The sequence below is a fragment of the Gemmatimonadaceae bacterium genome (assembly GCA_019637445.1).
Taxonomy (GTDB): Bacteria; Gemmatimonadota; Gemmatimonadetes; order Gemmatimonadales; family Gemmatimonadaceae; genus Pseudogemmatithrix.
Map to the genome: position 1 here is coordinate 233,265 of JAHBVS010000002.1, position 25,947 is coordinate 259,211.

At 65.8% G+C, this 25,947-nt stretch carries 25 protein-coding genes; 16 read left to right on the top strand and 9 right to left on the bottom strand.

What is annotated here, in order from left to right; translation table 11 throughout:
* The first annotated feature begins 29 nt into the window (after positions 1–29).
* The 3 genes from KF709_11225 to KF709_11235 all read left to right on the top strand — a co-directional run bounded on the left by KF709_11225 (position 30) and on the right by KF709_11235 (position 8,050).
* Positions 30–5,618: an RHS repeat-associated core domain-containing protein gene (locus KF709_11225; protein MBX3174976.1), complete on the top strand. Its 5,589-nt coding sequence runs from the start codon at positions 30–32 to the stop codon at positions 5,616–5,618.
* Between the two features lie 29 nt (positions 5,619–5,647).
* Complete coding sequence (locus KF709_11230) at positions 5,648–6,196, top strand: hypothetical protein (protein MBX3174977.1); 549 nt, start codon at positions 5,648–5,650, stop codon at positions 6,194–6,196.
* Between the two features lie 1,257 nt (positions 6,197–7,453).
* Positions 7,454–8,050, top strand: a complete 597-nt coding sequence (locus tag KF709_11235; protein ID MBX3174978.1) for a tyrosine-type recombinase/integrase — start codon at positions 7,454–7,456, stop codon at positions 8,048–8,050.
* A 42-nt stretch (positions 8,051–8,092) separates the two neighbouring features.
* Here KF709_11235 and KF709_11240 read toward each other — a convergent pair whose 3' ends face one another.
* The 6 genes from KF709_11240 to KF709_11265 form a co-directional block, all read right to left on the bottom strand.
* On the bottom strand, positions 8,093–8,380 hold the full coding sequence (locus tag KF709_11240) for a hypothetical protein (GenBank protein MBX3174979.1): 288 nt from the start codon (positions 8,378–8,380) through the stop codon (positions 8,093–8,095).
* Between the two features lie 781 nt (positions 8,381–9,161).
* Positions 9,162–9,683: a hypothetical protein gene (locus KF709_11245; GenBank protein MBX3174980.1), complete on the bottom strand. Its 522-nt coding sequence runs from the start codon at positions 9,681–9,683 to the stop codon at positions 9,162–9,164.
* An 8-nt stretch (positions 9,684–9,691) separates the two neighbouring features.
* Positions 9,692–9,919 (bottom strand): hypothetical protein, encoded by a 228-nt coding sequence (locus tag KF709_11250; GenBank protein MBX3174981.1) that lies wholly within the window; start codon positions 9,917–9,919, stop codon positions 9,692–9,694.
* A gap of 2,322 nt (positions 9,920–12,241) precedes the next feature.
* Positions 12,242–12,859 (bottom strand): hypothetical protein, encoded by a 618-nt coding sequence (locus tag KF709_11255; GenBank protein MBX3174982.1) that lies wholly within the window; start codon positions 12,857–12,859, stop codon positions 12,242–12,244.
* 94 nt (positions 12,860–12,953) lie between these two features.
* Entirely contained in the window at positions 12,954–13,220 is a 267-nt protein-coding gene (locus KF709_11260; protein MBX3174983.1) for a hypothetical protein, read from the bottom strand.
* Positions 13,221–13,231: 11 nt separating this feature from the next.
* The gene (locus KF709_11265; GenBank protein ID MBX3174984.1) at positions 13,232–13,618 is read right to left on the bottom strand and encodes a hypothetical protein; all 387 of its coding nucleotides are present in this window, start codon (positions 13,616–13,618) and stop codon (positions 13,232–13,234) included.
* Positions 13,619–14,125: 507 nt separating this feature from the next.
* Here KF709_11265 and KF709_11270 point away from each other — a divergent pair.
* The 12 genes from KF709_11270 to KF709_11325 all read left to right on the top strand — a co-directional run bounded on the left by KF709_11270 (position 14,126) and on the right by KF709_11325 (position 23,607).
* Positions 14,126–15,562, top strand: coding sequence for a type II/IV secretion system protein (locus KF709_11270; GenBank protein ID MBX3174985.1), 1,437 nt, complete (start codon positions 14,126–14,128; stop codon positions 15,560–15,562).
* Positions 15,546–16,001, top strand: coding sequence for a type II secretion system major pseudopilin GspG (gene gspG, locus KF709_11275; protein MBX3174986.1), 456 nt, complete (start codon positions 15,546–15,548; stop codon positions 15,999–16,001). Before KF709_11270 ends, gspG begins: the two co-directional genes overlap by 17 nt.
* Complete coding sequence (locus KF709_11280) at positions 15,998–17,056, top strand: type II secretion system F family protein (GenBank protein MBX3174987.1); 1,059 nt, start codon at positions 15,998–16,000, stop codon at positions 17,054–17,056. Before gspG ends, KF709_11280 begins: the two co-directional genes overlap by 4 nt.
* A complete protein-coding gene (locus KF709_11285; GenBank protein ID MBX3174988.1) occupies positions 17,053–17,331 on the top strand; it encodes a prepilin-type N-terminal cleavage/methylation domain-containing protein in 279 nt (92 codons plus the stop codon). Before KF709_11280 ends, KF709_11285 begins: the two co-directional genes overlap by 4 nt.
* A 95-nt stretch (positions 17,332–17,426) precedes the next feature.
* Positions 17,427–17,693 carry a hypothetical protein gene (locus KF709_11290; GenBank protein MBX3174989.1) on the top strand — a complete coding sequence of 89 codons (267 nt, stop codon included), beginning with the start codon at positions 17,427–17,429 and terminating at the stop codon, positions 17,691–17,693.
* The gene (locus tag KF709_11295; GenBank protein ID MBX3174990.1) at positions 17,683–18,201 is read left to right on the top strand and encodes a type II secretion system protein; all 519 of its coding nucleotides are present in this window, start codon (positions 17,683–17,685) and stop codon (positions 18,199–18,201) included. Before KF709_11290 ends, KF709_11295 begins: the two co-directional genes overlap by 11 nt.
* Positions 18,198–19,121, top strand: coding sequence for a general secretion pathway protein GspK (locus tag KF709_11300; protein ID MBX3174991.1), 924 nt, complete (start codon positions 18,198–18,200; stop codon positions 19,119–19,121). Before KF709_11295 ends, KF709_11300 begins: the two co-directional genes overlap by 4 nt.
* A complete protein-coding gene (locus KF709_11305) occupies positions 19,118–20,152 on the top strand; it encodes a hypothetical protein (protein MBX3174992.1) in 1,035 nt (344 codons plus the stop codon). The genes KF709_11300 and KF709_11305 overlap by 4 nt, the downstream gene beginning before the upstream one ends.
* Positions 20,149–20,736: a hypothetical protein gene (locus KF709_11310; protein MBX3174993.1), complete on the top strand. Its 588-nt coding sequence runs from the start codon at positions 20,149–20,151 to the stop codon at positions 20,734–20,736. The genes KF709_11305 and KF709_11310 overlap by 4 nt, the downstream gene beginning before the upstream one ends.
* A 613-nt stretch (positions 20,737–21,349) precedes the next feature.
* Positions 21,350–22,678 (top strand): hypothetical protein, encoded by a 1,329-nt coding sequence (locus tag KF709_11315; GenBank protein ID MBX3174994.1) that lies wholly within the window; start codon positions 21,350–21,352, stop codon positions 22,676–22,678.
* 99 nt (positions 22,679–22,777) lie between these two features.
* Complete coding sequence (locus KF709_11320) at positions 22,778–23,029, top strand: hypothetical protein (protein ID MBX3174995.1); 252 nt, start codon at positions 22,778–22,780, stop codon at positions 23,027–23,029.
* A complete protein-coding gene (locus tag KF709_11325) occupies positions 23,026–23,607 on the top strand; it encodes a hypothetical protein (protein ID MBX3174996.1) in 582 nt (193 codons plus the stop codon). Before KF709_11320 ends, KF709_11325 begins: the two co-directional genes overlap by 4 nt.
* A 43-nt stretch (positions 23,608–23,650) precedes the next feature.
* On the opposite strand, the gene KF709_11330 is transcribed toward KF709_11325, so the two are convergent.
* Positions 23,651–24,223 (bottom strand): hypothetical protein, encoded by a 573-nt coding sequence (locus KF709_11330; protein ID MBX3174997.1) that lies wholly within the window; start codon positions 24,221–24,223, stop codon positions 23,651–23,653.
* A gap of 97 nt (positions 24,224–24,320) precedes the next feature.
* Here KF709_11330 and KF709_11335 point away from each other — a divergent pair, with 97 nt between their 5' ends.
* A complete protein-coding gene (locus tag KF709_11335) occupies positions 24,321–25,121 on the top strand; it encodes an AraC family transcriptional regulator (GenBank protein MBX3174998.1) in 801 nt (266 codons plus the stop codon).
* On the opposite strand, the gene KF709_11340 is transcribed toward KF709_11335, so the two are convergent.
* Together KF709_11340 and KF709_11345 are read right to left on the bottom strand one after the other, a co-directional pair.
* Entirely contained in the window at positions 25,118–25,546 is a 429-nt protein-coding gene (locus tag KF709_11340; GenBank protein ID MBX3174999.1) for a RidA family protein, read from the bottom strand. The two genes, KF709_11335 and KF709_11340, sit on opposite strands and share 4 nt — an antisense overlap.
* A gap of 2 nt (positions 25,547–25,548) precedes the next feature.
* Positions 25,549–25,941: a cytochrome c gene (locus KF709_11345; GenBank protein ID MBX3175000.1), complete on the bottom strand. Its 393-nt coding sequence runs from the start codon at positions 25,939–25,941 to the stop codon at positions 25,549–25,551.
* Positions 25,942–25,947 lie beyond the last annotated feature (6 nt).

Genomic DNA, 25,947 nt, shown 5'->3' on the forward strand with positions numbered 1-25,947 from the left:
ACTCCCACTCGTCCCTCGAGGTGTGTGCGATGCGGTTGGCTCAGACACTGCGGTACGTGTTCGTCGGTCTGGTGTTCGCGGCGATGCCCCTGTCCGCGCAGAACCCAATCAAGTTCCATACGGCGAACAACACGGTGTTCACGGACTCGCTGCAGTCGCTGTATGTGGACCTGTGCCTCGGGGCGTTCCACGACACATCGGGCGTACATCGATCAGGCAAGATGTACTTGGACGTCACGCTCAACGACGGCGGGCTTGCGACGACGTGCTCAGGCGGGACGGGCACGAACCTCGTGTCCGACCTCAGCTTGAAGCCCGGCGTCAACTACTTCGTCGTTGAGGTGACCGACTGGAACTGGACGGTCTACCGAGACTCGATTCTCGTCACGTATCAGTTGCCAGCGGGGACCGGTGGCGCGCCTTACGTCATTGCTCCGGCGGAAGGTGGCCTCCGGTTGATGCCAGGCGAAGAGCGCACGATGACCTTCGTCGTCACGAACGTGAGTCAGGACACGACGGACTTTGATGTGACGCTCTCATGTACCGGGGGGCTCAGTTCCTGCTACAAGGTCGGAGGCGGCTCACAGTTCACGACCGCGAGCCTACTGCCCGGGACATCAGAGTCAGTGCAGGTTCGTGCGACTGCCTCGACCTCGCCGGGGACGGGCACGTTCCGCTTCATCGCGGAAGGAGGGCTGGTCGACACGGGAACGACGGCCGTCAGCATCTCGCGCGACCCACTGCCTTCGGTGAAGGTGTCGCGCATGGCGGACACATTGGTCCGCGCCGCCTCTGCCACGCACACTGCGTACTTCCAGGTGAGCAATCCCGATCACTTCGCCTCGCGGTACGTCACGCCGTCGCTCGACTGCCAGAGCACGACGCCCTGTTCGGTGTCCCCGAGCTTCATCAACCTTGGTGCCGGACGCGACACGATGGTGAAGGTGACATTCGCTTCGCCGAGCAGTGGGCACAGGAAGATCAAGCTGACGGCGTCGACCAGCGACGGGGCGACCGCTGGCAAGGACTCGATGTGGGTGAAGGCCGGTACAGCGCTCGCCGGTGCGTTCGAGCTCACGGCGTTGGAGCCACGACCGCGCACCTCCACGGCGCGGGGCGAGTGCCTGTCGATTGCGGCAGGGCCGGGGGCAGGCGTCGAATGCGGCGCACTGCGTTTGGTCTACGCCTTCCCGGCCGTGACTTCGATGAACAAGACACGTTCGCTGCGGCTCGTCTACCTCAGCGATCACGCGCAGCCATTCCTCTCGATCCCGATTCGGGTACGCATCAAGAATCGCAGCGACTCGCTCGCCCTCAGGACGACGGTGGCAATCGGCGGCTTCTCGCCGCAGGACACCATCGCCTGGGACCCGTCCTGCACGTTGCCCAGCGGCTGCGTGCTAAACGCGCGAGTGAACGCCGATGCGCTGAACCTCGCGACGGGCGACTACGCCTACACGGTGACCGTGGAGGCGTTGGGTGGCGGATTCTCTGCGCAGGTCAGCGGCACTGCCGTCATCGTGAACCGCAAGGCGAGCCCATACGGACCGGGATGGTGGCTGGAGGGCGTCGAGCAGTTGATGGTGTCCAAGGTTGACTCCACGAGACGCGTATGGATCGGTGGGGACGGCTCGACGCGCCGCTTCAAGCCGGTCGGTGGCGGCATCTACATCGCCGAGGACACCGTGGCACACTCTGAGCGGCTGCTGCGTGCCGGCTCGGGGACGGGCGAGACGTGGACGCGCGAGATCCGCGGCGGTGCCAAGGTCACGTTCGACTACCTCCGGCGCCACGTACGCACGGTCAACCGCCAGCGCGACACCACGGCCTTTGACTACGTGGGTAGCTCGGTGGAGAAGGTTTCGGCAGTAAGACCGCCGATTGCGGGCATCGACACCCTTCGCATCTCCCTTCGCTACAACGGCGCGATGATGGACACGGTTCGGGTGCCGGCGGGGCTCTACGACTACCTGCCCACATACATCAGGCGAAACGGGACGCGCATCAGCGCCATTGTCGAGGCGACCGGTGATTCGATCGTCTACAACTACGCCGGCGCGTCACTCGTGCCGAACGAGCGCCTCGACCGACTCGGCAAGTCGGTCCGCTGGGAGTATTCCGTGGCGGGCCGAGTCGCGCGGGTCGCCGCCGCGCTTGGCACGAACGACACCGTGGCAACGCGACTTTGCACGGCCGAAACGCGGGCACTCGCCGCCTGCGCAATCGACGGCTCCGCAGCGCGTGCCGTGGCGGCGAGCCGCTACCGGTCCATCCTCGATGGTCCCCGGCCGGACAGCGACGCGCGGGACGTCTCGCAGTTCTACGTCGGGCGCTTCGGTGCGGTTGACTCGATTGTCGATCCCTACGGGGCGCGGACCAGGATATTCCGTGAGGACGCTCAGTCCCCGGCGCTCGCTACGCGTGTCATCGACCCGGCTGGCATCACGTCCAAGACCGTCTATGCGCAGGGCAGGCCGGTGCTTCGTGTGGTGGAGGACCAATGGTCCTCGGGCTCGCGCGACACCACGATCGTGAGCTGGGACACCACGTGGAACGTCGTGACCGAGCAGCGCTCGCCATCGGGGCGGCTCACGCGCCAAGGCGTCGATGCGAGCACCGGCAACATCCTTTGGCAAGCAAGCGGGAGCGGCGAGAGCACGAAGGTCCATATGAAGTATGACAGCAGGAACCGTCCAACCCAGGTTTTCACCGTCCGTCCCTTCTCGACCGACACCACGGTGCTCGAGAGCTACACCTACTCTGGCAAGTTTGGAAACCTGACCACGACGATCACGGGCACGGGCCAGCGAACCTTTACCTGGCTCGACGACGCGGGAACCGTGGACTCACTGGAGTCCACGCTGGTCGGGCCCGGCGCCTGTCACGCCACGACGAATCCCTGTGTGCGGCAGCATTTCCGCCGTGACCTCGCTCGTCGGGTGCTGATGGACTCGACGATCTCGCCCGCCGTCGACTGGAGCATCAACCCGGAAAGCAGCGCGCCCTTCACGGGTAGCGCGCCGTCGCTGCTCGGGCTCGTGGCGACGACCTACGACAAGGAAGGTCGCCCGCTCACCGTCGCGCGCTGGACCCCGGGTCCCGAATACGCCGCGTCGTCGGCAACTTCGACGTTCCGGTACGATGCGTTGGGTCGGCAGACATCGGCCAGCATCGGGGGCGCATTCGACACGACGACCTACGACAAGGCCGGCAATGCGGTGCGCATCCGCACGCGGAACGGCCACATCATCACCCAGACGTTCGACGCGCTGGGCCGCGTGACCTCGCGCACGACGCCAGAAGTGCGATATCCCAAGACCAGCTGCACAACCTGTTGGCAGGGACTCCAGACGTCGTATACGCTGCGCATTCCCTACTACCAGACGCGCGTCGGTCCAGCCGCCTACTCCGAGGACGTGGTGATTCCGAGCGAGACGGCGGTGTTCGCCTATGACGCCGCTGGTCGGATGGTCCAGGCCGACAACCCCCTCGTGCGCGTTCGGCGGGGCTACTATCCCAACGGGGCGCTCAAGGCTGACACCAGCGAAATGCGCGCCTACAACTACACGGAGACAAACTCCGGCTTCAGCGGGCTTCACCGAACCTTCCTGACCTTCGAGTACGACCGCGAGGGACGTCGGCTGAAGCGGACCGACTCCTCGGGCGGCGTGCAGACCTACGGCTACGACGCACTCGGCCAACTCGCGTGGACTCGCGACAGTGTGCCGTCGCAGCAGAGCCGCCGCGCGACCTTCAGCTACGACTATCGTGGAAACCTGATTCAGCAGGCCATCGATAGCAGCAACTTCGTGGACACCTGGGCCTACGACGCATACGGGCGCGCCGTCTCACGCACCGGAAATTTCGTCGACTCGATGGAGTACGACATCCGCGGGAAGCGCACGCGCGTGGATGGGCGGCTGACCTACCCGGACGGCCCCGAGATCGTGATGACCGCGGCGTACGATGGCTTTGGCAATCTGGTGGCGACGGGAACGACGGGGGACGCCATCCACTCGACGGACGAGTTCCAGCCTGATGCGCTCGGTAACAGCTTCCGCCGCTTCGGCAATCGCGGTCAGGCAATGTCTGCGACTGAGTCGGCGACGGAATCGAACTTCAGCGGCGGCAAGCTGATGTCGGCCACGGGCCTCCCGTACCCCACGCCAGCAGACTCGAACCGGACGGGGCCGAATGACGGCCCACCGGTGCAGGCATATGATGAGCTTGCGCTGCAGTACGATGCCGCCGGCAACGTCAAGTTCCAGTCCTCGTACCGCCACACGTGGGTAAAGCCCGATCCTGGGTATCCGGGCTACTGGATCATCTCCCCCACCGGCCATTCGTTCACGTGGACCTTCTACGACGCCGACGCCCGGCCTCGCTTTGTGCAGCGACACGTGCGCGGTACGTCGCCGGCGTCACCGCAGACGACGTACCACGAATATTGGTACGACGCGCTTGGCCGGCGGGTCTTGGTACGCGATCGATCGGACTCCACGTCCTGCGGCACGTCCTCGGAGACCGCTCCTGTTCCCTGTCAGCAGGCCATCGTTCGCTCGACGTGGGACGGGAGCCAGTTGCTGCGCGAGAAGCGAAGCCTGGGCGGCTGGCACCTCCCCGACAACGGACTCGAAGGCTCCAGCGGCCCGACCCCGTGGTTCGGTACGAGGCGCTACACCCACGCGGGCGACATTGATGCGCCGGTGATGGTGTGGCTGGACGACGTCTATCCACGCGCGCTGGTCCGCAACTGGCGCGGCTCCGCGGCCGGCGCCGTACTTCTTCACACCTGTGGTGGGGTCGGGGGATGTCGTGCCGACTCGACGACGGTGTATCCGGCCACTCGCGTGGACGTCCTGTTCTCCCGAGAGTACGCTCCCGGGGTGCCTGAGCCGAACGCGTGGCTCGGCAGTCTGATCGATGAGCAGCGAGACGCCACCGGCTTGCTATACCGGCGCAATCGGTACTATGATCCAACAACAGGGCGGTTCACGCAGCCGGACCCGATCGGACTGGCGGGTGGGCTCAATTTGTATTGGTATGGGGACGGCGATCCGGTGAACAACTCCGATCCGCTTGGACTTTGCGTCGGTTGCGCGTCGTTGGCCGCCAGTGCCGTTCAAAGGCGCTTTGAGCCCTACTCAACGTACAGCGGCAGTAACGCCGCCGACTTCACCAAGGTCTCCGGGAATCTGTTCTCCGCACTGACTCTCGCCGGAATGCAAAATCGAGTGAAGATGGGGGTGTATCAGGCGACGGAGGGTTCGCATGCGGACCCGCGTCACAGTGGCTGCAGTTCCGCATCTCAAACCTGTGATCCGGCGCTCTCGGGACACGCAGCAGACGTGAACGAATTCTGGACTCCGAACGGCAAGGTGGATATCGGTACGCGAGGTGTCATACCATCAACGCCAAGCGTGCTACTTGCGAACGCCGTGGCGACCTCTCTGCTCTCAAATCCCAGTGTTCGGGCCGTGATTTGGCCGACGGGGCACGTCGCGTCTCCCACCCAAGGCGGGCCGCGAATACCTCGAGCGTTCGTGCCAGGAACCGGGATCTGGGCCTCTCACCAGAGCCACTTGCACATTTCGACCTACACTAGCTCGGGGCGGTGAACGTGTCAGCCAGCAGAACCTTTCGCGCCATGTGTCTCCTGATCTCCTACACGATCGGTTCGCCTGGATGCTCAGGAGGCGACGTTGGAGAGCCGCCTGCTGAAGGCGCCAAGAGCACCGGCATCAGCCGGGAGCGCGTTGGCGCCATCAGAGTCGGCCTCGTAATCGATTCGCTGCTCACCGAGTTCGTCGTTCTGCGCGACGAAGAACGCACCGCCATCGGGGGCGGCGACCTAGACCGATTCATCGCAATAGCCGTGAACGGCGACACGGTGGAGGTCGTGCCGTTTGGCGGTCGCGTGCGTGACATCGTCCTGCGCTCCTCACGACATTTGACCGCCGAGGGCATCGGAGTCGGAACGACTTCTACCACGATGTCGCGGTACCAGGGAGCCACGGCACAGTTCTCCGACGCGGGGTTGGTCGTGAACCTCAGTCGCTACTGCGGAACGGATTTCATCTTCGAAGGCGCGCTGGGCGAACTCGGTACCGTCCTGACGCTCGACCAGCTCGCTGAACTTGGAGAATCGCAGAGGGTGTCCGTCGTAGTCGTACGGGCGTGCCTTCCGGGCCAGTAGGAGGACTTCCGCACCGCGGCGAGCGAATGTGCGCAGGTGCGACGCCGAGCAGCGAGTACGCAACCCGCGCCCCGCAAAGGTTGTCCCACTGGCGTGCCCCAGCTGCCAGATCGCAGAGTTCTGACACTCTTATACCACTATGCAGACCGCTTGCGAGCCAGCGAGCGCGTCTCGAAGCGGCTCCAAGCCGCAGGACTCCTGGCAATCCCGGGCCAGATTCCACCAACGCTGGGGCTCGTGGATCGCACCGCGGGAACTCTCCTCAGGTCACTGACTCCCGCGCAAGCACGGCTCTGGCGTGGAGCTTGGCGGAATGCGGGGCTCATTGGACAAGACGGAAGAGAGCGTCGCATCGGCCACGTCGTGACACCAATGCGCGACACATGCCGAGGCGTACTCGTGCTGGCCGCCCTACCGATGGCCGCCGTCGACGACCCGCGGGGCATCGAGCTGAGTGCCGACCTGCCAGGCATGGCCCACGGACTTGAGCGTCCGCTCTCGAACGCCACGTGGTATGCGTGTAGCGATCCATTCGACGCTGCATTGCTGCGCGCGGCGGGCTGTCAATCTCTCTCACTCATGGCCCCTCGGATGGAGTCGGCGCACCTGGTCAAGGCCATCGTGCACTACTTCAGGCTCTCGACTGCCGGGCGATTGTGCGTGTGTTGCGCGGCGACGGCGGCCGGACTCCGAGCGCTTGAAGCGTGGAGGGTCGCAGCAGACCTCGCGGGCATTGCCATCGACGTTCGGGAGTTGCCCCAAGGCTGCTCGCTGCGAGCGTTTCGCAAACTCGCGGGCCACAACGAGGTGCTGGACCTTCTTGCAGGACGTCGCCCACGCCTGGCGTCTGCTACTCCGCCGAACCCCAACTCGACTCCTTTGCCCCGCGCGTCGTGGGCCGGCGCCACCGAAGAGCTCGTCGTCCACCTCAACGCGTATGTACGCCACCTCGGCGCGCTCGGGCACACGCCTGCCGAGTGCCAGCGCAGGGCCAGGGCGCTTGAACACTTTTGGCGACACTGCACGGCAGTCGGCGTTACCACCGTCGCCGCGCTTTCGTCGCGTCACGTGGAGTCCTTCCAAGACGCACTCGTGCCAGCGGCGACCCGCCCCAACCCGCTGCGCTCGGTAGACGCGACCATTCGGATTCTCGGAACTACACGCGGGTTCCTTATATGGTTGATGCGCACGGGACGGATCCATCGCAATCTCGCGGCAGCACTCTCACCGATACCACGGCCGACCGTCCCTCCTCCCATGGTCTTGACGTCGAGTGAGGTTGACCGTGCGCTCAACGGCATCCGAACGCAGACGGCGATAGGTGTTCGGGATCGGGCGATGCTCGAGCTGCTCCATGCCACCGCGATGCGGCGTGGCGAACTGGCCGGGCTTGACGTGGGCGACGTCGACTTGGACCGTGCCCTCGTCCGAATTCGCCGCGGAAAGGGTGGGCGCAGTCGCATTGTCCCGCTCGGTCGCCGAGCTGCCGCGTGGGTACGCCACTACATCGATCGCGCGCGGCTGATTGCGCTGAAAGACGTCCGGCAACCGGCGCTATTCCTCTCACGGCGTGGACGTCGGGTTGGCGTGAAGACCGTGACCGCGCGCATGCATGCCTGCCTTCGCCGCGCCGGCGTGGCGAAAGGCGGGAGTTGCCACATCATCCGCCACAGCGTGGCGACGCTGATGCACGAAGCCGGCGCGGACATCCGCGACCTGCAGGCGTTGCTCGGACACTCGTTGCTGACGAGCACGCAACTCTACACTCGCGTCTCAATGCAACATCTTCAAGCCGTACACCGACGCACCCATCCCTCTGAGCGCTGGCCGACCACGGGCTTCCCGCCCGACTGATCCTGCCGGAGTTACGCTTCCAGGCCGTCCGGGGGCCGTGCGTCAGCGTGCAAGGGGCGCCTTGCGCGAGACAAGGAAATGGTAGACCAGGGCAGCAATGACGTTTCCGGCCAGCAAGAGGAGGACGGTGATGGGCTTTGGAACGGTTCTCTCCCGCGATTCATGGAGCGCTAGCCAAACGGCACCGCACCACCCCGCGATCATCAGGGCCGCGCCCGCCGCGAGCGCCAGCCCGAGAATGCCACTTCCGATCGAACTCCCGTTCGCCGCGATGAGACCGCGCTGGATGGGCGGGACGTAGGCAACGAACGAGGCGAAAACGAGCGCCACTGTCGTCCAAGCACCCACAGCGAGAGTGCGACGTGCTAGGGCATCCGCTCTTCCGTCTTCGCTTCTCATGGTGATGGATCTCCTGAAGAGGCTTGCGACGTACCTACGCTAACAGGTGGAGCGCCGCTGCGGGCGCCTCCCCAGAGCTGACGGCCCGCCTTGAGCAGATCAAGGCTGGCCCCGGCAAGTGCGATCAACGACTCGCCAACGTGCAGCTTGACCGACCCGCCAAGCGGCCCGACGTTCAACGACACACCCACATTCAAGTCTCTGGAAGCGGAGAATCCCTCGCCCTCAACGGTGACACCACCCGTGGCTCCGCAGCCAGACGCCATGGAGGTGCCGCACGCAACCTGTCCTCGTCCCACCACTGGACCAGCAGACAGACTGCCCTTCGCGAATGCGAACGAGACTTCGGGAGAGTTCGCACCCCAGCCTCCTGGCGTCAGAGACGCTGACTTGGAGACCTGCGCGTTCAGTGCTTCAATCTTGCCGTTCGCGGGACCAAGTGTGAATGCGCCCTTGACGCCCGTTCCAGAGCTGGCGCCAAGCGTGATGAAGCGGCAAGTCGAGTAATCCTTCAGCGTGCATAGCCCGAACGGGTCCGAGTTGTTCACGGGATCGCCGTCCCCATACCCATACAAATTGAGCCCACCCGCCAGCCCAATCGGGTCCGGCTGCGTGGGCGGACCCGGCCGGAGAACCTACCGCGACTCTGGCTGACGGATGAGGCGCACGGAGCCATCCGCTCCAATCTTGCCCCCTCAGCTAGGCCACAGCTCTAACTGTCCGTGATCATCTGCCACGGCCACATGAACCATTCGTAGCGACGTTGCGGCGTCTGACGCCACGACAAGTTCAAGGTGTCGCGCCGCCCGCTTGTCGTGAACTCGAGGATCGTTTCGACGGTGTACGGCTGGTAACTGAGAGACACCGAATGGTGCATCAGACTCAGGATACGACCCGTCGGATCGTAAGCGGTCCGAGCCGGCTCATCAATGATGGTTATCGCCGAATCGGTCTCGCCCAAGAGCCGAACCCGAAGCAAGGCCGGTTCGAGTTGCCTGAGGCTGTCAGAGTAGATCGAGACATGCACACGAAATCGACCGGGCGCCGGGGCGATACCCGCCGGTTGCTCAGGCTTCAGCTCAAAGCTGACCCTGCTCTCGCCGACAAACGATGAAGATTCCTTGGAGTACGCGTATGTCGTGAGCCGAATGGGGATGCAGGAGGCGCAAATCACTACCGTGAGCAGGGCGAGTGCCCGCCGGGCCATCGTGGGCGCGGCTGTGCGAGTCAACACGATCCCTCCTATTTCTTGGTGGACACAGGAACTCCTGCGGCCGCCATCTTGATCAGCCAACTGTTCGCGTCCATCCACGTGTTAAAGGCAGGCGCACCGTAGGCGCGATCCTGCAGGTTGCTCTTGTCGTTCGGCGTGTTGCCCCACAGGACGTAGGGCAGTACGTCAACGGCTGTATGCCCAATCCGACTCGCCACCCAGAGAACCGGATCGCGCCAGAACCCCTTCGATGGCACGATAAAGTTGTAAGTGCCCATGTTAACGTCATCCGTTACAAGTACGTGGTTCTCATCGAAGACGAGCTCTGAGCCCTTCTCGTGAGTGTACTTCTCGTTTCCGCGGTTCCCGACACCTTGTCGGTGATAGCCACTTTCGAACGAATTCGACTTGCTCCACCCAGACCCCTCGGCGACAACTTCGTCGAATGTCGCAGCGAGATTTCTCTTGTTTCGGGCATAGTGCGCATCACGCGGAGGACAGTACTTGATCCAAAGAACGCAGAGCCCGAAGGGGTCCGAATTGTTTAGGGCGTCGCCGTCCCCGTACCCGTAGAGATTGAGCCCCCCCGCCAGCCCAATCGGGTCCGGCTGCGTGGGCGGGCCTGGGCCGCGAGTCTAGCCTCGGGACTCCCGTCGACGTTCGCCTGCTCAATGGCCGAGGTGCAGCGCCGTTTCGCCTCTTGACGCGATGGATGCGCGCTTGGCTGCGCGGATCTGTTGGCGTGGAGGCGCTTGGAGCTCTGAGCAGCTACCTCGTCCCCGGCCGTTCATAGAACGGAGCAGCCACACGCGCTAGATCCTCTTCCTGTTCCTTGGAGATGAACATCACGTCGAGGTCCTGCCCCGCATCGAACAACCCCGAGAACACGACTCCTACCTCATCGACAATGGCGCGTTGCCGCGCTGAGGCGGGTGCCAAGCAGAGTGAGATGCCGAGTGCACTTCCCGGGGCGAACCCTACCTGTGCAAGGTATGCGCGCTCGACAGCGCCGTGTCTGCGAAGCACAGGCAACAGCTGCTGCTTGAGGTCGTCCTCGGCCTGGCCCGATTGCTCCCGTATGAACTCGACTCGGCGCTCTCGTCGCTGGCGAGGATCTGAATTGAATGAGTTCATTCGCCAATCTATTCGGGCGGCTTGAACGGAGTAATGCTCTGAACTTGAATCTGTGCCTTGGGATCGAGTGCCTGAACCTCCGGGAGTCCACCGGGCCCTCTGGCCCCAGGCGCCGCGCGGGTGAGGCGAACACCGGTGGCTTCGGCGACAAATCCGCGCGTCAAGGTGGTCATACTGTTCTCAAGCGGAAGCCCCGCGCCGCTCGCGAAGTTCGGTGTGCTGACCGGATTCGCCGTGCTCCAGAAGCGCCCGACTGGCTGCGAGCCTCCGCCAGAGAGTCGATACACGGGAGTGCCAACGCTAACCCCCGCCACGGCGGGGGCTGAGGTCGCAAGCGCCTCGATGCCGCCAGCGACCACCATTAGCGATCCGATATCCCGTACGCCCTCATTCCACATCGACTCGATCTCCGGCCAGTTGGCCTTCAGCGAAGCAAACGTGGCGGCCTCTGCGATTTTGGGTCCGAGCACGGCGGAGGTTGCTGAGGTCACGCAGCAGGCCGACAGCCCAAACGGATCCGTGTTGTTGACCGGATCGCCGTCCCCATACCCGTACAAATTGAGCCCGCCTGCCAGCCCGATCGGGTCCGGCTGCGTGGGCGGACTCCATTAGAGAAGTTACCGCGGCCAGGGCCGGCGTACGAGTTCCGGTCCTAGTAGGGCCCAACCCGCGTTGGAGCAGGCGGCCGCGCTGCGACGAGCAGCGCTCCTCCGAGAAGGCCCAGCTGCGTCACCTCACCTACGGGCAGCCCAAGGGAGGTCCGCTCCGCACCAGCGAGTCTCGCCGCGCAGTCCACCATTGAAGAGGACCCAGTCCCTGGGCGGACGTGCTCCGAGTGGCAATCGCAGCAAGCACGCCGGCCTTCCGACACAGCGTCAGGTTGGATCTCTCCTCGAACGATTGTACTTCGCTCCTCATCCGGCTCGCAAATACTTCCTTCACTTGTCGCTCGGGGCCGACCACGAACAGTGCAAGCTGCCCCGTCTCCGACTCATCGCGCAACTCGACCAGCAAGACTGGGTGGCTGAATCCCGCGAAGGCGCCGAAGTACACGCCGAGCGCGCCAATCGACCCCGCGGACTCGGAGGAACTGGCAGTGGGTGCGTCGCCGACACTGAAGCCGTCTATCCACAGGTCGACCCGAGACCGCGCCTCGCCGGAGTCTGCTCGGACCAGAACCGCGAGTGAGGATGAAGTTTCACTTCCGGCTACCAGTACGACGGTCTCGATACGATCACCGTAGTGACGAAGCAAACCGGCGCTGTCTGTGTCAGTGACCTGAAACCATTCGACGGATGTCGCAGCTTGTGGAGGTCGAGTGCGTGTCTCACCTCGTGCAGGTCGGTTACCGGACAGCGATTGCGTCCTTTCGTCCTCGCCCCGGCAGGCGAGCGTAAGGACGCCGCCGCTCGTCGCAGCGATGAGGGCAAGAGCAGCAAGCTTCTTCACGGAATCCTCGGGTCGTGGTGAGGCAATGGCGGGCGCACCGATGACGGAGGTACGCTACCCGAGAACCCGGCGCCAGCGTCTCGCCGATACTCGGAATGCGTCATCGGCAGAGGCGTGCCTCCAGGCCCAGCGCGAGCCGCGTTTCCCGAGGCTCCAACAGTGCCGACCTGGTCTCCGGCAAACACGACACTGCCCACCACGAGTCCACCATCGACCGCGCCAAGGTGCCCTCCTCTCCAATACATGGTCTCGCCCTGTCCGTTGAGGAACTGCACCGTGATCTGGTTTCCCATCTCCTCTCCGGTTCCGCCCGCGCAGGTTTCGCACAGACTGCGCCGCATCCCAACGACGGTCCCGGTCACGGGGGTGTGAACTGGATCTCCGAGCGTACCCTGACGGTCCTCTCCCGCGTGTGAGGAACCCTTCCACGCGCGTGGGGATCCGTACTCACCTGCGCCGTCGGTTCGGGAAGTCGAGTTTGGATCAACGGCAGGACATGTCGGACACAGTCCGAACGGGTCCGAGAAGTTGATTGGATCCCCACCCGCATACCCATACAGATTGAGCCCACCCGCCAGCCCGATCGGGTCCGGCTGCGTGGGCGGACTCCGAATGGTACCTGCGGTCGTACGGTTCGGAGAACGGTACCGTTCTCTCGTTTCTCGTGGCCACCTCCGGCTAGAGGTGCCCCATCCGGCCGCTCAGAGCTCAGGCACGCCGGTCACTCTCGAAGGCTTCAAACGCGATCTTCACGACGCGATCCCAATCAGAGGAGACGTACTCCTCGACCAGCCCTACGGCCGAAGCAAGAAGCAACGCGTCAGACGCGCCGGCGTCCCCGAAGGTACGTCGTGCCTCCCTTACCTCTCGCCGGAGTTCGAGATGCGCGAACGACTCTTCTCCAGCGGAAAGCACTGTTGGACTCAGCTCTCGCAGAAACACCCGGATTGCCGCCTCAAAGTCGCGCTTTGTCATTCTCCCCTAGCTCACTTATAAGTCTTCACGGTATTCGCGACCGCGCCGGCCTTGTCGTAGACCTGCTTCGCTGACCCCACAACCTTCCCCGCCGCGTCGAGGGTGTAGGTGTAGAGCGCCGCAGACACCTCGTTGTTGCCAGGCACGAAGCGATGCACCATAGCACCGCCGCCGTCGAGGGCTTGAACACCCCATTGGGCACCCGAGCCACTTCCCAGCACTCCGCGCACACCGCGCGCCACATCGTCAGAGAGCCCAAGACCAGACAGCCCCGCCCGGACAGCGGCGCGTCCGCCTCTCAATGAGTTGCCGCCGGGCAACGCAAGCGCGAGGTGCATGGCACTCGCGGCGACGTTGCCTTGTCGCAGCTCGGCGCCGGCCTGCCCAGCGAGGTTCATGCCGCTCGCTTCGAACGTCGCATTCAGCCCGGCGCCGACATTCAACGCTACCGCGCCGACTGCGCCTCCGCGAGAGGCCCCCCAGTTCGCAAGCGCTTGGGCCAGGCATTCGGGGAACGGCGTGCAGAGGCCAAAGGGATCGGCATTGTTGACCGGATCGCCGTCCCCATACCCATAGAGATTGAGCCCACCCGCCAGCCCGATCGGGTCCGGCTGCGTGGGCAGACCTGATTGGGGAAGCTACCGACTCGCTGCCGCGTCGGCGACAACGGTATAACGCCAAATCCAGCTGTTCGTGGTCTCGGACTATTCTCGTCGACAGCGAGCCACTTCTCCCGCAGAGCCTCGGCCGGCTACCAGGGTCGCGTGCCGACGGCTGGATCCCCTTCGCGACGCTGAATCGATGCGATATCGCGAGTGCACATCGCCGTGTCGCAGCCTGGAGGCGTGACGTCATCGGCCGCAACCCGTTGCGGGTCCGGAGGTTACGCTTGGAGTAGGGGAGGCATGGCCCTTGCCAAGGACGAGGGCGTGACAACTTCCGGCGCTCCCCCCCTCTTGGATCCGCGGCTGACGCGCGAGTATCTACTTCGACAGCGCGCCTGCCCTGTCCGGTACGACGATGATGTGGTCGTAGTTGCCGTTGGGGAGCGATACAGCCTCTCCGCCGTCGAAGCAATTGCGGACCTTGCGGCTCGGCGTCCAGAAACCGAGGCGCTCTCGGATTCCGAGCTCGATCAGCTCATCGAGCGCCTCTCGACGGCCCGGGAGCCGCTCGGGGCAGTTTCCGACGATGATGGAGACGAGCTATCGCTCGAGGACCTCCGTGAGCTGGCGAACCAACCGCCCGTCGCCCGCTACGTGAACCTCTTGCTTCGCGACGCTTACGACCTCGCTGCCAGCGATGTACATCTTGAGGCCTCTCGAGAAGGGCTCGTGGCCCGCTATCGAATTGACGGCGTGCTCCGAGAGGCGCTGCCGGCTCCGCGAGCCCTGCACTTCGCGGTCGTGTCACGCCTGAAGGCGATGGCCTCACTCGACGTCACCGAGCGGCGCAGGCCACAGGACGGTCGGATGCGCGTTCGGCTTGCAGACCGTGACCTGGATGTGCGCGTCTCAAGCGTGCCAACTATCCACGGCGAAAGCGTGGTTCTTCGGTTTCTGGACGCCGGCGGACGCCCGGTGGACCTGGCAGCGCTCGGGATGCCGAACTCGGTGAGGACGTCGATGGCCCAGAGTGCCATGAGGCCCCACGGCTTGGTACTCGTGACGGGCCCCACCGGAAGCGGCAAGACGACGACGCTGTACGCCGCGATGCAACTCCGTTCCGCGGGCGCCGAGAAGCTCATCACCGTCGAAGACCCCGTCGAGTACGACCTGCCACGTGTTACGCAGGTACCGGTGCACCGCCAGACAGGAATGACCTTCGCGGCAGTCCTCCGGACGATCCTTCGCCAGGATCCAGACGTTGTGATGATCGGTGAGATGCGCGATCGCGAGACGGCGGAGGTTGCCGTGCAGGCGGCGATGACGGGCCATCTAGTCCTTTCAACGCTACACACGAACGACGCGCTCGGGGCAATCGATCGGCTCGCGGATCTTGGAGTTCCGCGGTACCTGATTGCGTCGACGCTTGAGCTCATCGTCGCGCAGCGACTTGTGCGGAGGGTGTGCTCGACCTGTGCGGGCAGAACCCGATCGCAGAAGGCGGAAGAACCGTGTTCGTCGTGCCGTGGTTCGGGCTTCAAGGGGCGCACGGGTGTCTTCGAGGCGATTTCGGTGAACTCTGGCCTTCGCGAGGCGATGGCGCTCGGCGCCGACACTGCGACCATCGAGCGTCTCGCAGTCGCGAACGGCTATCTCCGAATGCGCGACCACGGCGCCGAGCTCTGTTCGCTCGGTCAAACGACAACAGCGGAGTTGGACCGTGTCATCGGATCGTAGGCGGTCGCGCCGCGGGTTCACGCTGATCGAGCTGCTCGTGGTCATCGCGATTATCGCCACGCTAGCGGGCGTTGTGGCGCCGGCGCTGTTCAGCAACGTCGGACGGGCGAAGTCCACGGCCGCGCGCGCCCAGCTGGAGATCTTCGCGCTGGCGCTGGATGCGTACAGAATTGACGTCGGCAAATACCCGACGACGGACGAGGGACTCGCAGTCCTTCGCGTCGCCCCAATCGATGCGCGTGCGGCCGCGCTCTGGCGGGGTCCATACCTGCGACAGGCGGTGCCCGCGGACCCTTGGGGTGCTGCGTGGGTGTACCGCAGTCCGTCGCAAAGCGGGCCGGACGGCTACGAGTTGTACTCATTGGGTCGAGACCAGCGCCCCGATGGCGCCGGCGAGGACGCGGACGTGACCTCGTGGGGTGGGCGGGTCAACCCGTGACGATCTCGCAGCTGGACGTTGATCAGACGGTGAAGCCGAGCGACGAGGATCTGGCGATTGGACTACGCATCATTGCCGACTTGGTCGAGAGCGGTCTCCCGCTCGGGTCGGCGCTCCGCACGTTCGGGAGTGTCGCACCTCGCGTGTGGCGTCCAGCGGTGCCGCGGATTGAGGCCGGCATCCGCGAAGGGAAAGGCTTGGCCGGTGCGCTACGGGACTGCGGTCTGGTGCTGCCGGGAATCGTGATTGGATTGCTGCAGACCGGCGATGCGGGGAGCGGGCTGAGCGCCGCGCTCCGCCGGGCAGCGGAGTTTTCGGAAGCGGCTGCTGAGACGCGTGCGTCGATTCGGGCAGCGCTGGCGTACCCGGCGGTCGTCGTCACGGTAGGGCTTGCCGCGCTCGGGATGATGACGGGCATCGTGATGCCTCGGTTTGCCGCGACGCTGGAAGGAGTCGGGGGGACGCTCCCGCCTCTGACGGCTGCGGTACTGAGTGCGGCCGCGGTGCTCCGTGTAGGGGCGCTTCCAGCGAGCCTCGTACTGGTTGGCGTCGCTCTGCTGCTTCAGCGGGCCATGTCGGACTCCTCGACGCGACGCACCATCGAACGGAATCTGCTTGCTGTTCCTCTCCTGGGCCGCGTGCGAGAGGCGTCCGCGACTGCGCGCTTCGCCTCTGCGCTCGGCGCGCTCCTCGAGAGTGGGGCGACGCTTCGTTCCGCGCTTCGGGATGCGCAAAGCACGCTCGGCGACAGCGAGCTGCAAGCGAGAGTCGAGGAGAGTCGTCGGCGAATGGACGCCGGCGACAAGCTCGCCGTCGCGCTGGAGCAGACTGGAGCGCTGAGCGAGGTTGCGGTGCGCCTGGTGGCTGCAGGGGAGGAGAGTGGTCGATTGCCGCGCATGCTGGAGTTCGCAGCCAAGCTCGAGCGCGCGCGCGCGGAGCGATTGACTCGCACCACCGTCCGGCTGATCGAGCCACTGTTGATCGTCGGCCTGGCGCTTGTGGTTGCGGTGGTCGCCGCCGCGATGCTTCAGGCCGTGTATGCGGTGCGGCCGTGAGGACCGCTCGCAGGCGCAGGGGGAGTACGCTCGTAGAGCTACTCGTCGTGCTGGTCGTGCTCGGGGTGCTACTGACGGTAGTCAATCTGACGGCCTTGGACCCGGGAGACGCCACGACGCTGATGGACAGGCAACGGGAGCGTTCCGTTGGGGATCGCACTGCGGTGACAGCGTTAGACAGCACGCGCGGCGCACCAACACTCAGGCTGGTGGAGCCGACGGGTCTCAGCTTGAGGGACTCCGGCGGTGTGTCCGTCATAGGAGGGCGACGTTGAGCTCGCGGACCCCTTCGCGACGGTCAGGGATCGCCCTGCTGGAAGTCATCGTTGCCGTGGCGGTACTCGGCATCGCAGCGACGTCCGTTCTAACGATGACTGTCGACGTTGCCGCGTCCGCTCGCCGGGCCTTTGAGGCCGAGGCGCGGTGGCGCAGTCGTGAGCGCCTGATTGAGGCGATGGCGCGCACGACCGCGCAGGAACTGCAGGCGCAGGTCGGGCGGCGCCGTGTGGCTGGCGAGCTGGTTGCCGTGTCGCAACTGGGCGGAGGTCTGTATCGCATCGAGATCGTCGCAGTCGATGGTACTGCATTGCTCGAGACTGTCGTGCTCAGGCGCGAAGGTGGCGCTAGTGCGCGCTGATCGCAAAGGCGTCACCCTAGTCGAACTGCTGGTCGCACTAGCAGTCTCTGGCCTGGTGCTCAGCGCTGCCGGTGCCGCTGCGCGAAGTGTGGTTGACGCGTCGGTGCGCGTGGAGAGTGAGATGTTGGCGACTGAGGACGGGCGGCTGGCCGACGACCTGCTTCGCGAGCTGCTGTGGATGCACGTCGGGCCCAATGTCGCGCGTCCGCTCACAGGAAGTGCGCGTGAGCTCCAGTTCGAGTCGCGCTGCCCGGTACTAGGCAGCGGTACCTGGCGGTGCTCTGTCTCGCTGCGGGTCTCGGCGTTGGGTGAAGTCACGCTTGGATGGACGGATGCGGCTCCCGTAAGGCTTCGCGGTCGCGGCGGGGCGCAGCGATTGCTCTTTCTTGATCGGGTAGACGGCGCCTACGATTGGCAGTCGCAGTGGGAGGTGCCCACTCGATTGCCGCTTGCTATCGGTATTGCCGCTGAGCGGGATACGGCAGTCTTCTGGGTCGGTGCCAGGTGAGGGGCGCTCGTGCCATCCGTCGCGGCTTCGTGCTGCCGACGGTGCTGTTCAGCGTCGCGGTGCTCTCAATCGCCGCCTTCGCGCTTTCGGCTGAGGCGAAGACCAGCACAACGGCCGCGGCCAACCGTGTATCGAAGCTGCGTGCGCAGTGGCAGGCGCGCGGTTGCCTGGCTGTTGTACGCGCGGAAGCGCAGCGGATCCTCGAGCGCGCCCCGGATGGTTTCGAGCGAGACCTGCTGTGGCGCGGGGTTGGCCGCGCGCTTGGTGAGGTATCAACACCACCACATCCGTGCCTGGTTTCGGTTGAGCCGTCTGGGATGCGCGTCAACATCAACTCTCTGGACTCGCTTGAGCTCCGGCGACTGCTCGGTGTCGTGGGCGGTGAGGGGCTGGCCGAGGCTCGCGCCGCCGCCCTGCTGGACTGGCGAGACGTGGAGGACGTCCAGCGCGCTGGTGGTGCCGAGCGCGCCTGGTATCGCGAGCACGGCCGGCTGGAGCCGAGGAATAGGGCGCTGCGTTCGTGGCCGGAGCTCGAGCAGGTGCGAGGGTTCGAACGGTTCGAGGAACTCCGACCTCTGGTGGCCTTTGAGGACGAGGCTGTCTCGATGCTGGAGGCGCCCGTTGAAGTCATCAGCGCGATCGCGGGAGAGGATCCGGTCGTACTCGCGCACCTTCTCCGGGTGCGCGGCAGGGCAGGTGAGGCTCGCGCCATCAACGATCTCTTCTGGTCGCCGGACAGCGCGCTGGCGAACCGCTTGCTGGCGGCACTTCCAGCGCTGTCCACTCGCCTGACATTGACGCCGGCCTTTTGGCGTGTGATTGCTCAGGTCCGCGCTGAGGACGGACTGCTGGTGCGCGTGGAGCATCATTGGGTGCGCACGAGGGATGAGGTTGTCTTGCGCGCGGAGCGTCTGCGATGAGTCCGGTTCGGGTGGGCATCGCCCTGGAGGGCGAGGAGATCGTGGCGGTGCGGCTTCGAAAGCGTGCCGAGCCGCTTGTGGTGTCGGAGCGACTGCAGGAAGGAGAGCCGCTGTCAGGTCCTGTGGGGCGCTTGCTTGACCTGCTCGGCGCAAAGTCGAAGCGAGTGATGCTCGGAGCCGTCGCAGGGAACGATCTGGTTCGGTTCGGGGAGCTGTTCGGAGTGTCGCCGAACGCGACCGAGCGCGAGGTGGTTGGGGAGTTTGCCTCCGAGCCGACCTCGTTCTTCATCGGCCAGCGTGGCAGCCTGGTGCCCGGGTCCGTCTGGAAGGACGGAGAGTCGTGGTACGGCGTCGTGGCGGATCGCGAGCTCGCCGCCGTGTTTGAAGAGGCAGCGGCCGCGAGGCGCTGCGACTTCGCGGGCATCGCGCCATTCGTTGGCTTCGATACGCTCGCGCTGGCCGCGGAGCACGCGGCCCGTCTCGGGCCCGGCTCGCAGCGTCTTGTGGACGTCTTGGGTGCGGAGCGGGCCGCCCGCGCGCGCAAGGCGACGCGGGCGCGGGCGATGCTTGGGGCCGGGCTGGTGGCTGCGGTGATTGCGTTTGCCCCGTTGCTAAGTGCGACTCGCGCTGAGCGAGAGGCTGCGGCGATGGTGTCGCGGGCGCGCGAGGCACGCGCCACCGCCGTGTCTCGGGTGTCTGCGCTGGCTGCTGAGGCACCGATGCTTACGACCCTGGCTGAGGCCGGCGCGGCGCGAGGGCAGGTGCTGGACGTGCTGGCTGCCCTGTCGCGATCGATGCCCGACTCGAGCGCCGTGGTGTGGTTCGAATGGCGCGGTGGAAGCGGCCGCGCGGAGGTCGTGGGCGTTGACGGCGCCGATGTGGTCGGCGCGCTCGCTGCAGATCCGGCGCTTGCTGGCTTGACGCTCGACGGCAGCATCTCGCGAGAGACGGCGAACGGCCAGCAGCGCGACAGGGTCCGTGTGGCGTGGGGCACGGCCAGGCTCACCTCAATCGACCGAGTCGCACGATGAGGGTGACGGCTCGCGACTGGCGCGCGCTTCGCTTTGGCTTTGCTGCGATCGGGACGCTTGTGGTCCTGGCCAAGGGCCTGCCTGCGCTGCGTCGCGCCGAGGCAGCGTCGCGCGAGCGGGAGTCACTGCTGTTGTCCCAGGCGAGCGCGATCGGGCGTGAGGCGGTTGCTACGCTGGAAGCCGCGCAAATGGTGTCCGCATTGAGTGAGGAAGCGCGCGGAGAGCTTGCCGCCGCCGCGTTCGAGGCGAGCACATCAACAGAGCTGTTGGCGGCGGCTGCGCGATACGTGGCAGGCGTCGCTGCGGCAGTGGGCGTCACGGTGCACAGCGTCGATCCGTCGGTGGACTCCACCTGGGCCGGTGCGGGCACGCGCGTCGAGATAGAATTGAATGTCAGCAGCGCCGGTGCGGAGTTGTTGCGGCTTGTCGATGAGCTTGCTGCTGGGCCGCGGTTGAGCGTCGTGGAGCGGATGGAGATTCGCGTTCGCACTACCGACGTGGGGCCGACGGAACGGGAGAGTCTGACGGCTGCGCTGCGAGTGGTCGTGTTTGGGGCGATTCACGATGCGGAGATGCGCTCGTGAGGGTTGGCTCGGCGCTGCCGCTTTTGGCCTTGTTCGTGGCGTTGCCCGCCGCTGCTGCGGCATTCTGGCGCGACTCGTCTGCGGCGTCGGCTGCGCGGCCCCCGCGAGCTGTCGACTCCACGGGCGTGGAAGGTGCCGCCGTCGAGGTGGCACCGCGCGCGCGCACGGTGCTCGGGCGCAATCCTTTCCGAGTGGATGGTCGCATGGCACCTCGTTCAGAGCCGATGCCTGAGACTGTGCTCGCGGATGCAATCCCGCGTCCGACCTATGAGTTGCGTCTCAAGGGCCTTGTCGGCGGTCCGCCGTGGCTCGCAATCGTTGCTGGGCTGCCTGGCGTGTCCGGAGATCGCTCTGTGCGTTCAGGCGAGCGGTTCGGCGAGTTGCGAATTCTGGCAATCAGCGCCGTCGGAGTTCGAGTCGAGGCTGGTGACTCGGCCTGGACCTTGGTCATTGAACAAGAGCGTCCGAGATGAGTCGAAGTGTGAATCTGCTGGTCTCCGCGCTTCTGATCGTTCTCGGCAGCCGCGCAACGCTTGCGCAGCAAGTCGACCCAGTCGGGTCGGACAGCCTGAGCATCCGCCTTCGAGATGTTTCGTTGCGGAATGTGGTGGAGGTGCTCAGCCCGTACTTGGATCGGCCCGTGGTGATTGCTGGCCCTGCTGGCCCAACCATCACGCTTGAAACGCCGCGGCCCATTCCCAAGGCGGATGTGGAACGGCTGCTGCGCGGCGTGTTGCAGTCCAATGGGTTCTCGCTTGAAGTCGATACGGTCGCTCAGCTCTATCGAGTGTCGTCGCAGGCGCCGGCAACACTTCCGCCGGCTGCTGCCAGAAGCTCTGCCGCGCAGGGTTCATCTGAGCAGCAGCTGTACGTCATCTCACTGCAGCACGCGCGCGCTGGTGATGTCGCCTCGACAATCAACGCCCTCTATGGACGGGGCGGAGGCCCGACGGCGGACCTGGCCCGCACGGCGACCCTTTCGGAAGAACTCAGGGGGAACCTCGTGCCTCCTGCTGGCGCGGCAGCCGCCGCAACAAGCGCCACGGGACCGCCGAGGTCCGGGCAGTTGTCTGGCGAGCTCGTGATTGTCGCGGATCCTCGGGCCAACAGCCTCTTGGTGCGTGCGACGCCGGCGGACCGAGAGCTCATTCAAGGCGTGGTTACTGCCTTGGACGTGCGGCCACTGCAGGTGATGATCGAGGTGCTGATCGCCGAGGTGCGTCGTGATCGCTCCGTGGGTGTGAATGTGGAGGCGGAGTTGTCGCCGACGGACATTGGGAAGTCGGGCGCCCAAATCGAGGGTGCGCTTGGCGAGGCGGGCCTCGGCGACTTCGCGCTGCGCGTGATGGGGGTCGGCGGGTTGGATCTCGCGGCCACGCTTCGGTTGGCCTCGGGGCGAGGGAACGTGCGCATCCTCACGCGGCCCGTGGTGCTCGCCACAAACAATCAGAGCGCAGAGATTGTGGTGGGCAGTCAGCGGCCGTTCGTGCAGGTCAGCCGAGCGCTGCCAACGGACGGCGCCACACGCGATCAGGTGGTGCAGTACAAGGATGTCGGGACCAAGCTCATCGTCACGCCGACGATCAGTCAGGACGGATCGGTGCAGCTTGAGGTGACGCAGGAGGTGTCGACGGCGACGTCCGAGCTTGCCTTTAATGCTCCCGTGATTGCTACGCGATCCGTGCGCACGCAGCTGTTGGTGCGCGACGGGCAGACGGTGGCGCTGGGCGGGCTGACTGACAGGCAGCGAGAGGCGCGGCAGGGTGGGTTGCCGATACTCTCGTCCATTCCGTTGCTTGGTGGGTTGTTCGGGCGGGCGTCACGGCAAAGCATTGAGACGGAGCTGTTCCTCTTTCTCACTCCGCGCGTCATTCGCACTGACGAAGATGCGGCAGCCTACACCGCGCCGATGTCCGAGCAGGTTGTGCCGCCGGCGAGCTAGCTGAGCGGTCCGCCTGCGATGAACCGAGACGGGTGAGACGTGCGATGCGGGGCTCAGCACACCGCTACCCTCCCGTTCAGCGAGCGCTATGATTCAAGCATGGCGTCACCCCTTTCTCCGGACACCACGCAGGCGGCTGCCGCGTTGCAGTACGCGGCGTGGCGAGCAATGACTCCGGCGCAGAAGCTGGAGCAGGTTGCCGCGTCGACGTCTGCGGTGCTGGATCTCGAGCGTGCGGGATTGCGCCGGCAGCACCCGGAGTATGGAGCGGCCGACGTGCACTGGGCATCAGTGCTGCGACGGTTAGGGCACGAGCTCGCTGCGCGTGTCGCTGCTGATTCCGCCGCGTGACAGGTGAGAAGCTGCCGGGCGTCGTCGACATCGCCCTTGATGTCAGCGCGCGGCTAGAACAACTGGGCGTTTCTAGCCTCCTGGCGGGTTCGCTCGCGAGCGCGGTGTACGGCGAGCCAAGGACGACGATGGACGTCGACTTGGTTGTCGGCTTGCGTCCGGCGGACGTCGACGCGCTGGTCCACGCACTGCAGGACGACTACTACGTCGATCCTGACGTGGCGCGCGACGCAGCGACGGCGGGAGGCACATTCAACGCCGTACATCGCCGTGCTGGCATCAAGGTCGACTTCTTCGTTGCCGGAACGGACGCGTTCGACCTCGCTCGGCTCCAGGATCGCCAACCGATCCAAGTCGGCGAGCCGCCGAGGACCGTGTGGGTCGATACGGCCGAACACACGTTGGTGCGAAAGCTTGAGTGGTATCGGCGTGGAGGTGAGGTATCGGAACGCCAGTGGCGCGACGTGCTCGCCATCGTGCGCACACAGGGTGACCGGTTGAGACGACCGACGATGGAGCACTGGGCGGCGCAGGTTGGCGTCGGCGACCTGCTGCGTCGTTGCCTCGACGGGATGTAGGCACCGGCAGGCCTCGCAGCAGGGTCACGGAACTGTTGCGACTCTATTGCTGACAGTTGATGCGCCTCATCGGGAAGTCGATGCCGCGCATCTGTCCGCCGCGCGGGCCCTCGATGCGCGCCACCAGAGAGTCGCTGCCGACGCGCCGGTAGATGATGCGTTGCGGGAAGTCGTGGGCCGGGTTCGCGAACGCCACGCTGGTGTCGCTTACCGACTCAGAGGTGAAGCTGGTCTCGGCTTGGCGCGAGGGCTTGGCGGTGTAAACGAGCTTCCCGTCGCGCTCGGTGATTGAGAGGAACTCCCACTCGCGGATCGTGTCGCGGACGACGGTGCGGTTGACGGCGAGCATCGCGCCGCCGAGGGGTGGCATCCAGTGCTCGTGGACGACGCGCGCGCCGGCGCGCAGTTCCCAGCAGCCGGCGATCCAGCCGAGGGAGGCGATGCGGGCCTGCGAGGCCATCGGGGCGACGCTGGGGGGCGATTGCGCGGCGGATGCGGTCGGCGAGGCCTGCGCGGCGGGTGCCGTGGGCGAGGCCTGTGCGTTGGTGGTCTGGGGACTCGCGACAAGCGCGAGAGCGACGAGCGGGGCGGCAATACCTGCGCGGCAGCGCGACATACGGGTGGCCTCGAATGGGTGGATTCCAGCGCCCGAATCTGCGCGCCGTTGTCACGGGCACCTTGGACGATTGCGACGGGCTTGGCAAGATTCCCTGATGGACTACGCGGAGCTCGCGCCGGCCCCGGCGCTGCGGGAGGTCGTGCGCTGCTACTGGTTCCTGGCCGGCCCGGAGGGACCGACGGAGCCCGACCCGGCGCTGCCGGACGGGTCGCCGGAGCTGATCTTCAGTCTGGCGGCGCCCTTCGTGGCGGTGGGTGCTGACGGCGCGGAACGGGAGCAGCCTTCACGGTTTCTCGTGGGGCAGATCACCGGGCCGTTCGCGGTGCGTGGGACCGGCCGGGCGGACTTGGTCGGCGTGCGCCTCGAGGCGCACGGAGCCACGTGGCTGGCGCCCGACCTGAGTGCGCTGACGGACAGCTGGATCGACCTCGCGGGCGCCTCGAACGGAGCGCTGGATGTCGTGGCGGGCGAACTCACGCACGCGAAATCGCCGGCGCAGCGAAAGGCCGTGCTGGACGCAGCGCTTGTGCCGCTCGTGGCCGCCGGTCGCGCCGCCGACTGGCGTGTCCGCGACGCCGTGCGCGCCATTCGCACAAGCCACGGCTTGGCCGACATCGCAGGCTTGGCGAAATCGCTCGGTACCACACCGCGCTCTATGCAGCGACTCTTCGCGCGAGACGTGGGCATCTCGCCGAAGCGATTGGCCCGCATGGTCCGATTCCAGCGTGTCTTCGCAGCCTGGCGCGCCGATCCCGCTTCGCTCGCACGGGTGGCGGCAGAATGCGGGTACTTCGATCACGCCCATCTCGTGCGCGACTTCCGCGAACTGGCCGGCTTGCCGCCGGCCAGCTTCCTGGAGAATCAGCCTGAGTTCACGCGGTTCTTCGTGAGCTAGCGCTGCGGCATCACCGCCTGGCACTCGATCTCGACGTTCGCGCCAGGCACGACCAAGGCCTTGATCACCACCGTGCTGCGCGCTGGCGGGGAGTTCGGGAAGAACTCGGCGTAGACCTCGTTCATGCCCTGGAAGTCCGAGGCCTCGACGAGGAACACCGTGCACTTCACGACGTTGGTCATGTCCGTGCCGGCCTGCTCCAGGATCCGCTTGATGTTATCGAGCGCCGCGCGGGTCTGCGCCTGGATGCTCTGGTCCTCGGCGCCGCGGCGCATGCCGAGCTGGCCGGACGTGTAGACCATGTTGCCGACGCGGATGGCTGGCGTGAGCGTGCGCGACGGGTTGCCGATGGGCTCCCGCGCCTGTGACTCGACGACGGCGGGAAGCGCGGCGAGCGCGAGAAGGGCGAGCAAACGGTTGCGCATGGTCATCTCGGGGCGGAGGAGGTGGGACTGAAGCCGAGTCGCGCGGCGGCGAGCACGGTGGTGTCGGCGGTGAGCGGCTGGACGCCGGCCACGATGCCGTTGATCTGCATCAAATACGCGACGATGTCGGTGTAGGCCCTGGTGCTGAGGCTGCCGGGGCTGTCCTGCGGCATCGTGCTGCTGATGCGCAGGTAGAGGTCCAGCGCCGTGCGGCCGCCCCAGCGGACCTTGAAGTCCGGCGAGGCCATGTCCTTCGTGGCGTGGCAGTGCATGCAGGTGCCCTCGTACCAACGCTGGCCGCGCACGGCCTGCGAGTCGGTGAAGGACTGTGTCGAGGGCTGCTGCGCACCCAGGGGCGCAGCCACTGCGAAGGCGAGGGCGAGAAGGAGGCGCATCGATGG

Coding starts and splice junctions, on each gene's coding strand:
- KF709_11225 (MBX3174976.1), top strand. CDS start 30: ATGCGGTTGGCTCAGACACTGCGGTACGTGTTCGTCGGTCTGGTGTTC.
- KF709_11230 (MBX3174977.1), top strand. CDS start 5,648: ATGTGTCTCCTGATCTCCTACACGATCGGTTCGCCTGGATGCTCAGGA.
- KF709_11235 (MBX3174978.1), top strand. CDS start 7,454: ATGGTCTTGACGTCGAGTGAGGTTGACCGTGCGCTCAACGGCATCCGA.
- KF709_11260 (MBX3174983.1), bottom strand. CDS start 13,220: ATGACAAAGCGCGACTTTGAGGCGGCAATCCGGGTGTTTCTGCGAGAG.
- KF709_11265 (MBX3174984.1), bottom strand. CDS start 13,618: ATGAACCTCGCTGGGCAGGCCGGCGCCGAGCTGCGACAAGGCAACGTC.
- KF709_11270 (MBX3174985.1), top strand. CDS start 14,126: ATGGCCCTTGCCAAGGACGAGGGCGTGACAACTTCCGGCGCTCCCCCC.
- KF709_11290 (MBX3174989.1), top strand. CDS start 17,427: ATGACTGTCGACGTTGCCGCGTCCGCTCGCCGGGCCTTTGAGGCCGAG.
- KF709_11305 (MBX3174992.1), top strand. CDS start 19,118: ATGAGTCCGGTTCGGGTGGGCATCGCCCTGGAGGGCGAGGAGATCGTG.
- KF709_11310 (MBX3174993.1), top strand. CDS start 20,149: ATGAGGGTGACGGCTCGCGACTGGCGCGCGCTTCGCTTTGGCTTTGCT.
- KF709_11320 (MBX3174995.1), top strand. CDS start 22,778: ATGGCGTCACCCCTTTCTCCGGACACCACGCAGGCGGCTGCCGCGTTG.
- KF709_11330 (MBX3174997.1), bottom strand. CDS start 24,223: ATGTCGCGCTGCCGCGCAGGTATTGCCGCCCCGCTCGTCGCTCTCGCG.
- KF709_11335 (MBX3174998.1), top strand. CDS start 24,321: ATGGACTACGCGGAGCTCGCGCCGGCCCCGGCGCTGCGGGAGGTCGTG.
- KF709_11340 (MBX3174999.1), bottom strand. CDS start 25,546: ATGCGCAACCGTTTGCTCGCCCTTCTCGCGCTCGCCGCGCTTCCCGCC.
- KF709_11345 (MBX3175000.1), bottom strand. CDS start 25,941: ATGCGCCTCCTTCTCGCCCTCGCCTTCGCAGTGGCTGCGCCCCTGGGT.